The organism is Sphingosinicella xenopeptidilytica (assembly GCF_042676985.1).
GTDB lineage: Bacteria > Pseudomonadota > Alphaproteobacteria > Sphingomonadales > Sphingomonadaceae > Sphingosinicella > Sphingosinicella xenopeptidilytica.
Map to the genome: position 1 here is coordinate 603,408 of NZ_JBHTIK010000015.1, position 12,901 is coordinate 616,308.

At 64.1% G+C, this 12,901-nt stretch carries 7 protein-coding genes and 1 tRNA gene; 3 read left to right on the forward strand and 5 right to left on the reverse strand.

Annotated features, from left to right (window positions below):
* Positions 1 to 36: 36 nt before the first annotated feature.
* The 4 genes from ACFQ00_RS19580 to ACFQ00_RS19595 all read right to left on the reverse strand — a co-directional run bounded on the left by ACFQ00_RS19580 (position 37) and on the right by ACFQ00_RS19595 (position 5,628).
* Positions 37 to 3,345 carry an NERD domain-containing protein gene (locus ACFQ00_RS19580; RefSeq protein WP_381495009.1) on the reverse strand — a complete coding sequence of 1,103 codons (3,309 nt, stop codon included), beginning with the start codon at positions 3,343 to 3,345 and terminating at the stop codon, positions 37 to 39.
* 229 nt (positions 3,346 to 3,574) lie between these two features.
* Positions 3,575 to 3,994 carry a hypothetical protein gene (locus tag ACFQ00_RS19585; protein WP_381495011.1) on the reverse strand — a complete coding sequence of 140 codons (420 nt, stop codon included), beginning with the start codon at positions 3,992 to 3,994 and terminating at the stop codon, positions 3,575 to 3,577.
* A gap of 169 nt (positions 3,995 to 4,163) precedes the next feature.
* Positions 4,164 to 5,384 carry a tyrosine-type recombinase/integrase gene (locus ACFQ00_RS19590; RefSeq protein ID WP_381495014.1) on the reverse strand — a complete coding sequence of 407 codons (1,221 nt, stop codon included), beginning with the start codon at positions 5,382 to 5,384 and terminating at the stop codon, positions 4,164 to 4,166.
* Positions 5,385 to 5,543: 159 nt separating this feature from the next.
* A tRNA-Leu gene (locus tag ACFQ00_RS19595) sits at positions 5,544 to 5,628 on the reverse strand.
* 69 nt (positions 5,629 to 5,697) lie between these two features.
* Here ACFQ00_RS19595 and ACFQ00_RS19600 point away from each other — a divergent pair.
* Both ACFQ00_RS19600 and rsmD read left to right on the forward strand, forming a co-directional pair.
* On the forward strand, positions 5,698 to 6,813 hold the full coding sequence (locus ACFQ00_RS19600; RefSeq protein WP_381495017.1) for a pseudouridine synthase: 1,116 nt from the start codon (positions 5,698 to 5,700) through the stop codon (positions 6,811 to 6,813).
* The gene (gene rsmD, locus ACFQ00_RS19605; RefSeq protein WP_381495020.1) at positions 6,810 to 7,352 is read left to right on the forward strand and encodes a 16S rRNA (guanine(966)-N(2))-methyltransferase RsmD; all 543 of its coding nucleotides are present in this window, start codon (positions 6,810 to 6,812) and stop codon (positions 7,350 to 7,352) included. The genes ACFQ00_RS19600 and rsmD overlap by 4 nt, the downstream gene beginning before the upstream one ends.
* Positions 7,353 to 7,357: 5 nt before the next feature.
* Here the strand turns inward: rsmD and ACFQ00_RS19610 are convergent, their stop codons facing one another.
* A complete protein-coding gene (locus ACFQ00_RS19610; protein WP_381495023.1) occupies positions 7,358 to 10,507 on the reverse strand; it encodes an AsmA family protein in 3,150 nt (1,049 codons plus the stop codon).
* A 54-nt stretch (positions 10,508 to 10,561) separates the two neighbouring features.
* Here ACFQ00_RS19610 and ACFQ00_RS19615 point away from each other — a divergent pair, with 54 nt between their 5' ends.
* Positions 10,562 to 12,856: an ATP-dependent helicase gene (locus ACFQ00_RS19615; protein WP_381495304.1), complete on the forward strand. Its 2,295-nt coding sequence runs from the start codon at positions 10,562 to 10,564 to the stop codon at positions 12,854 to 12,856.
* The last annotated feature ends 45 nt before the right edge of the window (positions 12,857 to 12,901 follow it).

Sequence of the window (12,901 nt, forward strand, 5' to 3'; positions counted from 1 at the left end):
AGAGCGGGGCCGCTCTGCCAGAATTGTTGTTTGCTGCTAAGTCGCCGCGGACCCACTGGCACGCTCGGCCTCGAGCGATCGTGCTGTCGCCAGTGCTTGCTCGCCATGCCGCGGATGGTCGAGCCAGTCTTCCACCAGTCTGAGGTCGGTCGGGCGGCCGACAGTCGCCATCAATTGAAGAGCGGCATCGACATGATCTTCCTCCAGCGATCGACCAAACTGGAAGCGGGCAAAGGCGGATGCGGCGGTATAGTGCGGGGCCAACACCACTCGAGCAAGCTGGTGGACCATGTCAGGCCAAAGCCTTTCGAACGCGATGTCGGGATGACCACCAAATCCGACATTGCGCGCTTCCCGTCTCAGGCGCTGGACGACATCGAAGGCGTTCGCGGCGCCGCACGCGACGAGCGCATCGGTCGATGGTGTTCCATTGCCGCCGTTGAGGACGTGAATAAGCGGTGCTGCAGCAAACCATGCGCGCATTGTCATATCGGGCGGTGCCGGTTGGGGCGGATCGAGCGGCAGGTCCATTGTCGCTAAAAGCCCGATCGCCTCAGCATAAGCGACGATTGCGAATTGATGCGAGTGTCCTTCGAGAAGGGGTCCAAGTGCCAGACGTTGCAGCTCAGGCTCCGCCTCGGGTGTGGGATCGCGGCGCAGTGCCCGCAAAATATCGTTGATGAACCACGGATCGCCAGGGCGCTCGCGCAAGCCGCGCAGCAGCAGGGCCTGTCGCTTCTCCACTGAAAGCACATCGTAGAACGCTTCCCAGTAGATGTCGGCATAGGGATGGTCATAGGTGCGCGTCACTGCACTGATTGCCAGCCCACAGGCTTCCGGCGACTCCGGCAGGTCGAGCATGTCCTCATATTCCTGCACCGCCGCGTCGACCGAGAAATCATGCTCCAGGCCGCCAACACCTTCCAGCGCATCCAGCACGGTGCTGTTCATGAACGGATTGTCGGAGAGAAAGCTGTCGAGTTCTTCTCGGACCGCCTGCCGATCGGCATTGGTCAGCTCGCTTCCGCGGAACCGGATGATGTCGCAGATCATCAGGCGAAGATGATAGACCTGCGTGCGCCAGACGTGACGCAGCAGTTCGGGAAAACGCGTCGGCATCGGTTCACCGAGGGTACAACGCAACATCGCGACCAGCAGGAAGAGCTGCCCCACGCCAAATGTCTCGAATTCATCGAGGTGGGCTGCGAGCCTCAGCTGTGTGTTTCGCTCTTCACGCTGCGCCCAGCTGTTCGGAATCGCATGGATGAGATTTTGCAGGTGCCGCGGGCCTCCGGCGGTGTGGTGCATTCCGTAAACGGTGCTGTAGGCTGCGGCGCGCCACGCGAGGCGAACATTCGGATGTAACTCCCTCAGACGATCGGCCTCGGCGAGAAGCCTCTCGTCCACTTGCGCAAAGAGCTCGAGCAGGTCTGGTAGCAGTCCCTCGCTCACAGCGGAGGGGATCAGCGTGAGGTATAGACTGTCGAGCGGGGCATCTTCGCCGGCATCCGCGAGGCTAGGGACAAGTGAGGATAGTTCGCGGGCATTTGTCACGCCTTCGGGAAGCGCGAGGTCGATGTCACCATAGCGTTGTCTGAGCTGCGCGATCAGGTCGCGTAGCCGGCTGATCACATAGCTCTTTGCCTTCGCGCCTGCGCGACCGGACAGCGCACTTTCGAGCAGCCGGGAATCCGGAGCGTCCAACAGTAGAGCTTCGATTTCCGCAGTCGTCGCGCAGCCGCCCAGCAGGAATTCGCGCAGTTCGGCGTTCATCGGCTGGCGCGCCGATGAACGGAGCGCACCGGGCGTATCCGCACGGCGCAGGATCGCGTCGGCCGCGAAAAAGTCGCCGATCAGATCGTGGCGAAAGCCGACCCGGCCGGCCTCGCGCCAGAGCAGGCCAGCGGCGTGCGCTTTTTCGAGCGTGGTCACGTCCTGCGGATCGATGACGCGCTCAGCTGCGGCTATCGGCATGGCCGCGACGAACCCGGTCCGCATCGCGGTCGCAAGATTAGCAAGCCCTCCATTGGCCTGCGCTATCCCTGCCGCCTTCAGCCGAGCCCGCGTGAATGCGTGATAGAGCGAAAAGCGGCCATCAAGAGCATGCGTCCCGCCAAGCGTCGATGCCAGAATGGCGGCGTCGTGCGCGGTTGCGACGACCTCGAGCGCTGGCGTTTCCGACGCGGTCAGTACGCGGCCGAGGTGCGCTTCGACAATGCGTTGGGCTTGGTCTCGCTCGGGTTGCGGGAGTTGGACAGTGCCACCCGCAAGGCTCGCCGGGAGCGCGATTATCTCCTGACCGGAAAGCACGATGCGGGCACCATAGTTGATGCGCGCCGCTTGTAATGCCGCGATCAGGTCTGCGCGCCGGTCCGCCGGACATTCGTTGATGGCGTCGACATGAATGATGATCTCGGCGCCGATGCTGGCGGCTGCGCGAAACAGGGCCGGCACTTTCTCGCGGGTGTAGCGTGCCACATCCGTTCGCAGTAGCGGGCCGAGATCGCGATGGAAGTCCCGGCTGCGAATGAAAATAGAAATATTGCCGTGTGCAGCACAGGCGCTGGCAAGCTGCTTGAGGAAACTGGTCTTTCCGCTTCCCGAGGGACCAACAATCTGCATCTGCTCGCCGTTCAAGATCCGCGCGGTTAAACTTTCGGTACTGTCTTCGCTATCGAATAGGGGGTCCACATAGGGATCAAGCGTAGCTCGAGAAAGGTCGGCATGGGCCGCCAGATATTGGGCGATGAGCCGGTCTGCGTCAGAAGGTGGACTAGCGCGAGCGTCTTTCAGCCCCTGCGCCTCGGCAAAGGCGCGCCAGCGCTCCAAGGGCAGCGGATTATTTCTTGGGGTTTGGAGAAGCGCGACCAGATCCGCATATCCCCCGATGGCGGCCTTGAAATCACCCGTGGGTATCGCCGACCCGTTTGGAGCAGCGGGGTAGAGGCAAAGCATGCCCCCTACCGCATCGCGGACGTCCACCCCCTCCACATTGCGAAGGCAGTCGGTCACGGTGAAGCGATTCTCCAAGGCTTGTTGATAGGGGTTGGAACCGTCGAGATCTCGCCGGCTGCCGTCGTCCTGTTCGAGACACCAGGGACCGTTCACGCCTCCATGGACCGGATGAATGTAAGCCTTGATCTCGACAACGATCGCCGTGGCGGCGGTCGCGACGATCAGGTCGATCTGCCGCCGGTTCGGCCCGAGAATGACATTGGCGAGTAAGACGGCGTCGACGCCGGCTGCCTTCAAGTCGCGCTCGAGCCCATGGAGACACGCGATCTCTGCCGAGTTGGTGAGGTTATCACCGCAATAAGTTCGTAACGACACATCCCGCGCTGCCATTCCTCCAAGCTATACGTGGGGGTAGCCCGATCAAGAGTTCATAGCACACATTATAAGTACCCGAGGCGAAAAGGATAGGTTTTCGCCCCTGTTCATTCTGAATGGCTACTTTGAGCCGACACGGGAGGGACGCACTCCTCTAGGCCCTCCCATCGATTTCCACTTCGCTAGGCGGCGTGGACAAATTCATGGCGTGCTGGAATGGTTGAAAAGTCGTAGGAAACGGACATCAGCATGGGCCATGCCAGAACACATTTTGACCAGCTTCGACATAACATTTTGCGGGAAAGGGCAAGTCCCGCTTCTCGCGTGGGATATGGTAGCCCCAACCTCCATCGAAGCCCGTTCTCGTCGTAATGTCGACACCCCAAGTGTGAACAGTCACAAGTTGAGGGTGCAGGCTGGCGATAGTAGCCGGGTATTTCTGCGCGGAGATTGATTGTTCAGCGCGATTTTCTGCGACCGTCAGCGAGAGAGCTTCTGCTCTAATCCCTGCCAGAATCGCCGGGTCGGAAACTGGCCGATCGCAGCCGCTTAGAATTGGCAGCGCCGCCAAAAAAGCAAGAATGAGGGTGCGATTGACCGGGCGACGCATTCCGACAGTAGAGCACATTTCTCCATTGACCGATATGTCGTCGTGTCCTGCCATACGAATTTGTCCACGCGGCCCAGGACAAATAGCGGCAGCACCCGGTGAGCCAACTCGAGCTGCTGAACGATGGTTATCTCAGCGGCAAGCGCCGGACTGAGCTTTCGCTGGGAATGGTAACTATCCCGGAAAGACAATCCGAAAGCTGCTTGACCGGCGCAGCCTGGGTTTACCCCGCCCCGAACTTCGCCCTGATGATCTTCGCGCCGTCGCGGAGCTGGTCGAGATAGTCCGACCAATGCTGCATCATGCGCACGCGCTCCTCCCAGTATTCCCCGCGCGTGTAAGCGCGGCGGACGCCGTTGTTCTCCATGTGGGCCAGCTGGCGCTCTATGGCGTCGGCGTTCCAGATGCTCATTTCGTTGAGCAGTGTTGCCGCCATTGCCCGGAACCCATGCGCCGTCATATCGTCCTGGGCGTAGCCAAGACGCCTCAGCGCCGTGTTGACGGTGTTCTCCGACATCGGGCGGCGTGGCGTGTAAAACGACGGAAACACATACCGGCCATGTCCGGTAAGCGGCTTCAGTTGGTCAAGAAGTGCAAGCACCTGTCGCGAAAGCGGCACCCGGTGCGGCCGGCGCATCTTCATCTTTTCGGCCGGGAGCACCCATAACGCCCTGTCGAAGTCGAATTCCGGCCACTCGGCCTGACGTAGCTCGCCCGGACGCACAAACACGTGCGCGGACATTTCCAACGCGATTTTTGTGATGGTGTGACCGTTATATCCGGCAATGGCCCGCATCAGTCCGCCCGCCTCGGCCGGATCGGTAATGGCGGCGAGGTGTTTGACCTTGGGTGTCACCAACGCGCCGCGCAGGTCCACGGCAACATCCCGGTCGGCTCTGGCCGTGGCGATGGCGTAGCGGAACACGCGGCTGATGATGCTGCGCATCCGTTTAGCGCTCTCGTAATGTTTGGCCGCCTCAATGCGCCGCAGGACCATGAGCACCTCCTGCGCGCCGATTTCGGTGATCGGGCGGTTGGCGAGCGTCGCGTACGCCTTGTCGAGGAGCCAACGGATTTTCGCCAGCGTGAGGCTTGAAAGGCCGTCGCGTTCGTTCTTGAGGTACCATTCTTCGGCAATCGCCCGAAACGTGTTGCTGGCAGCAAGCTCCGCGCGCATCTGCTCCAGCTTCCGCTCCTCGGATGGGTCGAGGCCAGCCGCGAGGGTGCGACGAGCCTCGTCGCGCTTCACGCGCGCTTCGGCGAGGCTGAGCAACGGCCACTCACCAAAGGAGAGTGTCTTCTGCCGCCCCATATAGGCGTAGTTCATGCGCCAGAGCCGGGTGCCGCTCGGCTTTACGAGCAAATAAAGACCGTGCCCGTCGCCGAGCTTGTAGGGTGTGTCACGCGGTTTCGCGTTGCGGATCGCCAGCGCCGAGAGTCGCATGGTACCTCCTTCAGGAGGGCAACTCGATACCACGAAAAATACCATGGTATCGTCGTGGTATCGGGCGAATTTGCCCGATTACGTGCGGACACTATAGCAAAAATAATACAGGAAAACCAGTCACTTGGCGGACGAAAATGGACGTCCACGGACGGTCTCTGGTGCCCCCGGTCGGACTCGAACCGACACTTCTTGCGAAACTCGATTTTGAGTCGAGCGCGTCTACCAATTCCGCCACAGGGGCCCGGGCGGGATGCCACTAGCGGAAAGCGGCGGGCTTGCCAATTGTTCGCTGCGGGTTCAGGTGATCGGCATGACGAAACCCCCTCGCCGCTCCGGTCCGCCGCGCCGTCCATCGAAAGCCGGTGGCCCCGCCCGCCCGCCATCGGACGGCAAACCCCAGCGTCCGCGCCGCCCGGCGGACCACGACCGCGTTTCCGATGGTCCGCGCGCTGCGGAACGCGCTGGCGAGCGCGGTACCGGACGGCCCGTCCGTGAACGCACGCCCATGGAACGCACGCCCATGGAACGCAGCGCTAATGAACGGACGGGAAAGCCCGGCGAGCGTGGGCCGCGCCCAGGCCGCCGTTTCGAGGCCGATGACCGGCCTTCCCGCCGCACGGATGGGCGACCCTCGCGGCGCACGGATGAGCGCCCTACGCGTCGCTCCGAAAGCTCTGCAGCGCCGGCCGCGCATCGTCCGGGTGCGCCGCAGCGCATTGCCAAGCTGCTCGCGCGCGCAGGCGTGGGCTCGCGCCGCGATATCGAACGGATGATTGCGGAAGGGCGCGTTTCGGTGGCGGGCACGGTGCTCACTTCGCCCGCGCTCAACCTCACCTCGCTCGCCGAGGTCACGTTGGACGGAAACCCCGTCGCCGCTGCGAGCGCGACACGCCTCTATTTCTTCCACAAGCCGACCGGCTGCCTGACGACCGCGCGCGATCCCAAGGGCCGCGCCACGATTTACGACCTGCTGCCCAAGGATTTGCCCCGTCTCGTCACCATCGGCCGCCTCGACATGAACACCGAAGGCCTGCTGATGCTCACCAACGACGGTGAGCTAAAACGCGCGATGGAGCTGCCCGCGAACGCGCTGATACGCCGTTATCGCGTGCGCGTGTTCGGCAGCGTGAATGCCCGCTCGCTCGAAGCGCTTGCGGAAGGTGTCACCATCGAAGGCGTGCGCTACGGATCGATCAATGCCGATATCGAGCACAAGTCGGGCGCCTATGCGTGGCTCGTGATCACGATCACCGAAGGCAAGAATCGCGAGGTCCGCAAGGTGCTGGAGCATCTCGGCCTCAAGGTCGCGCGGCTGATCCGCGTCGGCTACGGCCCGTTCGAACTGGGCGAGCTTCCGGTACGCGGCGTTGATCAGGTGCCCGACGATATCGTTTCGCGGTTCCGGAGCCGCCTTCCCGGCAAATGAGGATCATTGCCGGCGCATGGCGCGGCCGCCCGCTCGTCGCGCCCGCGGGCGCCGAAACACGCCCCACGGCAGACCGGGTACGCGAAACCTTGTTTTCGATGCTGACGAGTCGCCTCGGCACGTTCGAGGGCCTGCGCGTCGCCGATCTGTTCGCGGGCACCGGCGCGCTCGGGCTTGAAGCCCTGTCGCGCGGGGCGGCGCACGCGACGTTCATCGAGACAGACCGCGCCGCGCTCGCCGCGCTCAAGACCAATATCACCAAGCTCGGCGCCGCCGATCACACCGACGTGCTGGCGCGAAGCGCGGATGCGCCCGGCACAGCCGTTGCGCCGCACGACCTCGTGCTCCTTGACCCACCCTACGGCAAGGGTCTCGCCGAACGGGCACTGGCGGCATTACGACAGGGCGGCTGGCTCGCCCCCGGCGCATGGATCAGCGTGGAAACCAGCCGCGATGAAACCCTGGCACCGGAAGGCTATGCCGTGAATGCGGTGCGAAACGTCGGCAAGGCCTGCCTCCATTTGCTCCGGCCGCTTTAACCGTCCTACTGCTCCTCGGCCGGCTTCTTCTTCCCGAACAATTTGCCGAGGCCCTTGCCGAGCGCAGTGCCGAGTTCATCCTCCACGCTCTTCTGCGGCGCAGCTTCGGCGGGCGCCTCGCCTTCCGCAATGGCCGGCGCCTGCTGTTTCTTGCCGCCGATAAGCGTGCCGAGATCGAGTTTGTCGCCGCCCACCGCCGCCTTGATGCCAACGAGCGCGATACGCTTGCCGAACCACGTTTGCAGCGGCCCGAGCGAGTATTTCACCTCAGGCACCGGCAACGGCCCCTTGATGGTGGCGGGAATCGCTGGCGCATCCTTGTGGCTGCCGAGGCGGATCGTGGCGACGCTGTCCGCATACCACGCGCCCATGTCGACATAGCCCTTCGCGGTGACGCTGCCGCCGTCCATGTCGCTCGTCACCGTGTCGATATTGAAGCGACCGCCCTTGCCGGTCGCGTCGATGGCGAGCGTGCGGTACTGCGTCTCGCCGCCTTTCAGCGCCGTGCCCGCAAAGCGCGCGAAACTGTCGAGCGAACGCAGATCGTTCAGTTCCTCGTCGAGCGCTTTCAGGTTCACCTTGCGGATCACGCCGTTCGTCGCGGCCAAGCGCACAGGCCCGGCGAGCGAGGACATCAGCGCTTTCTGCGAACGGCCGCGCGCGGTGACACTCGCGGTCATGTCGAACGTGCCGGTCGCAGGTGCGCTCGCCATCGCGGCCTTCAGGAACGGCTCCACCGGCACACCGCTCAGCGCGACCTTCAGCGCCATGCCCTGCGCGTCGCCCGATGTGAGCGTACCGGAGGCTGTGAAGGCGCCACCATAGAGGCCACCCTTCAAGCCTTCGATATTCAGCGTCCCGCCCTTGCTGACGAGCGCGAGCGAAGGCTTCTCGAGCACATAGGCATCGTAGTTCGCCCGCTCTGCCGTGAATGCAATGCGGCCATCGAAATTCCGGATCCAGTCGAACGACAGCGGCTCCGAAGACCAGCGCGCGCCCTTCCCGCTTGCCGCCTCGGCCGCGCCCGTGCCGTCGTCGCCCATCAGCGCGAGCACGGGCACGACGCCCGCTTTCAGCACGGCGTTCACCACCGGCACCGAACCGCCCGTATTGACGGACGCGTCGCCCGAAAGCGTCATGCCGCCGATCTTGCCTGCGATTCCGGTGATCTTCGCAACGTCGCCCGCGCCTGCGATCTGCATCCCGAGATCGAGAGGCCCGAGCTTCGCCCCGCGCGGCTCGTCCTGAAGCCGTGCGAGCACCACGCCCGCTTCCGGCGCCTTCGCCGAAGCCGCAAGCTGATAGGCAACGTCCGGCTCCGTCCGCACCCAGCCGTTGAGGCCGATTTCCGCGCCCGCATAGGTGACCGCGCCGCCGACATCGAGCTTCGACATCGGCCCCTTCACCGTGATGGCGCCCTTCACGCCCTCACCCGCAAGCCCGAGCGCAAGGTCGGCGCGGCGGTCGACCGAGAGCTTGTCAATGCTGCCCTTCGCCGTGATCCCGAAGCCGAGCGCCTCCTGTACCACCGCCTGCGCCAGCGTCACCTTGTCGGCCGCGTAGCTGCCCTTCGCGGTGATGCCGCCATAGCGGCTGCCGCCCATCAGCAGTTCGCCGAGCCGCACATCGAAGTTGACCGTGCGCGCGAAAGCATCGCCCGCTTTGGCGCTCGTCGATGGCTTGGAAACCACGCGATCCCAGTTCAGCCCTTGCAGGCCGAGCGTCACGTCGATCGGCAGCGTTTCTCCCAGCGGGTAGTGAACCTTGCCGGCGACCGATTTGCCATCCAGCGTTCCGCGCAGGTCGCCGAGCGTCACGGCATCGTCGCGGTATTCGATCGTGCCGCCGAGCGTCGCGGGCGGCAGCGACGTGTAGCCGTCCGTCCCGAACGCCGCGAGCGTCTGCGCCGGGCGCGGCAGGCTTGTGCCGAAGCGGCCCCGGAAGCGCGGATCGCCATCCGCTGCATCAAAGATACCGCGCAAAACAGCGCTGCCCCCACCCGCGAGCGCGAGCCTTGTATCGCCGAGCGTCACCACACGGTTCGCGAGCTTCACCGGCGCATTCACCGCGCCAAGCTGCATCGTGTCGTAACGCGCATCGTTCACGCGCACGAGCACATCGGCATCGATCGTCTCGGGAAGCTCGAACGGCTCCTTGTTTTCGTCCTTCTTTTCGCCCGATATCCAGTCCGCCGCGTTCAGCGCATCGATGATCAGCCGGCCACTGATTGCGGTCCGCGCGCCACGCTCCACGTCGAACGCCCCGCCGAATTTCGATCCCGCCACCGTTCCGCTGACATCGGCGATCCGAAGCTGGTCCGCCGTGCCCTCGATCGAGGCCTTGAGCTGGAAGGGCTTGGCGTAGGCGAGCGCCTTGGACGCCTCTTCACCGCTGAATGCGGCAAGCAAGTCGCCGAGCTTTTCGCCACTGACGGTGAGCCTGCCCGAAACCGGCGTCGCGGCATCGCCCTCCGCCTCACCGATTCGGCCCACGAAGGCGATCGTCCCGGCCTTTGCGAGCGTCGCATCGAGCTTGAGGCCGCCCTGCTCGTAGTCCGCCTTCAGCGTCACCGGCATCGCGCCGTAGCGCAGCGAACCTTCCACCGTGTACGGCCCTGCCGCGCTTGCGATGGCGACGTTCATGTCGATATCGTCCACCCGCGTCGGCTCGCCCTCCGGCGACTGCATGATGAACGTACCCTTCTCGATACGGAAATCCTCGATCGAGAGTTCTCCGCCAGACGAGTCCGACTCCGCCTTCGCCGGATCGGACCAGTTGCTGGTGCCGTCGGCATAGCTGATGATCCGCACCACCGGCGTTTCGAGCGCGATATACTTCACCTCCGCCCGCTTCGAGAGCAGCGGCAGGAACGCGACGGCGGCGGAGAGCTTTTCCGCCTTCACCAGCGGCTCACGGCTCGGCCCGAAACCGGTAACGGTCAGCCCCTCGGCTGAAAGCCGCGGGCTCGGCAGCAACGAAAAGCCGATGTCGCCGGCCACCTCCACGTCATAGCCCGTCGCCTCTTCCACGGCCGTTACGAGCTGCGGCTTGAACCAGTTCCAGTCGATGAAATAGGGCACGATCGCAACGACCGCCGCCGTTCCCGCCACTGCACCGAAACCAATCCACGTCTTCCGCATTGCGCTTCCGTTCACAAAATGTTCTTCACGCTGGCCAAGACAGCACCATAGAGATTATCACAGCGAATGATGAGTGTATCTGTTCCCACCTCGACCCGCGATGAACCGCCCTATCTCAGCGGCCTGAACGCGCCGCAGCGCGACGCTGTGCTGACGACGGAAGGCCCCGTGCTGATGCTGGCGGGCGCTGGAACAGGGAAAACACGCGCGCTCACCGCGCGGCTCGCCCACATCATCTACACGCAGCGCGCGTGGCCATCCGAAATCCTCGCGGTCACCTTCACCAACAAGGCAGCGCGCGAGATGCGCGAGCGGATGCACAGCGTGATTGGCGATGTGTCGGAGGGGCTGGGCTGGCTCGGCACCTTCCATGCCGTCGCCGCGAAGATGCTGCGCCGCCACGCCGAGCTCGTCGGCCTCAAGTCCAACTTCTCGATCCTCGATACGGACGACCAGATTCGCCTGCTGAAGCAGATCATCACCGCCGCCGATCTCGACGAGAAGCGCTGGCCCGCGCGCCAGTTCGCCGGGCTCATCGACAAGTGGAAGAACCGCGGCTGGACACCCGAATCGCTCCCCAAGGACGAAACGTGGGCCTTCGCGGACGGCAAGGCGGGCGCACTCTACGCCGCCTATCAGGCACGGCTCGTCGAGCTTAACGCCACCGATTTCGGTGATCTGCTGCTCCACATGCTCACCATCTTCGCGAAGCACCGCGATGTGCTGGAGCAGTACCAGACGCGTTTCCGCTACATCCTCGTCGACGAGTATCAGGACACCAACGTCTCGCAATACCTATGGCTGCGCCTACTCGCGCAGAAGCACAAGAACATCTGCTGCGTGGGCGACGACGACCAGTCGATCTACTCATGGCGCGGTGCGGAGGTCGCCAACATCCTGCGATTCGAGCAGGATTTTCCCGGCGCAAAGGTGATCCGCCTCGAGCAGAACTATCGTTCCTCCGGCCACATCCTCGGTGCAGCGGGCGGCCTCATCGCGCAGAACGCAGATCGGCTCGGCAAGACGCTGTGGACCGAGGCGGACAGCGGTGAAAAGGTCCGCGTGCTCGGCGTGTGGGATGGCCCCGAAGAAGCCCGCCGTGTCGGCGAAGAGATCGAAAGCCTCCAGCGCCGGGGCGTCTCCGCTGACCACATCGCGATCCTCGTGCGCGCCCAGTATCAGATGCTGGAGTTCGAAGAGCGCTTCGTGCGCGTCGGCATCCCGTTCCGCATCATCGGCGGGCCGCGCTTCTTCGCCCGGCTCGAAATCCGCGACGCCCTCGCCTACTTCCGCGTCGTCAGCCAGCCCGCTGACGACCTCGCCTTCGAACGCATCGTCAACACGCCCAAGCGCGGCCTCGGCGACAAGAGCCTGCAGCGCCTGCACCAGTTCGCCGCCGCGGCCGGAATCCCTCTCTCCGTCGCTGCCTCGGACATCGCTGGCACCAGCGAGATTCCCCCGGCTGCGCGCAAGGCGCTTGCCCAGCTTTCGGAAGACTTCCGCCGCTGGCGCGGACATCTATCCGATAAGATGCCTCACCCGGAACTGGCCCGCATCATCATCGAGGAATCGGGTTATCTCGCCATGTGGCAGGCCGACCGCTCCACCGAGGCGCAGGGACGTGTCGAGAACCTGCTCGAACTCACCCGCGCGATGGAGGAGTTCGAATCGATGGAGGCGTTCCTCGAACACGTCAGCCTCGTGATGGACAACGAGGAGGCGCGCGACGAGCCCAAGGTCACGATCATGACGCTGCACGGCGCCAAGGGCCTCGAGTTCGATCATGTCTTCCTCGTCGGCTGGGAGGAAGGCGTGTTCCCTTCGCAGCGTTCGCTCGACGAAGGCGGGCTCAAGAGCCTGGAGGAAGAACGCCGCCTCGCCTACGTCGGCATCACACGCGCCAAGCAGGAAGCGACGATCCTCCACGCCGCGAACCGCCGCGTCTACGGCCAGTGGACCTCGTCCATCCCCTCACGCTTCGTCAGCGAACTCCCGCGCGAGCATATCGAGGCCGAAACCTCGCTCTCCGGCGGCGCCTCGCTCTGGCGCGCCGCGCTCGACGAACGCGATCCCTTCGCCGATGTGAGCCGCGCCACCCAGCGCGGCCACGGCCCCGGCTGGCAACGCGCTCAAACCTACGGCCGCCCGGTGCGCACTGGCACGCAGATCGAAGCGAAGCCCGTCTCAGTCACCGTCGGCGCCGCCGCCCGCCGCGACCTCTCCGTAGGGATGCGCGTCTTCCACCAAAAGTTCGGCGGCGGCACGATCAAGGGCATCGAGGGCAACAAGCTGGAAGTCGCGTTCGATCATGCGGGCGAGAAGCGTGTGCTCGACAGTTTTGTCGAAGTGCAGGGGCAAGGTTAATGGCTAAGCCGCTTATCAAAGCTGGCAGCCATTGCAGAACAGTGC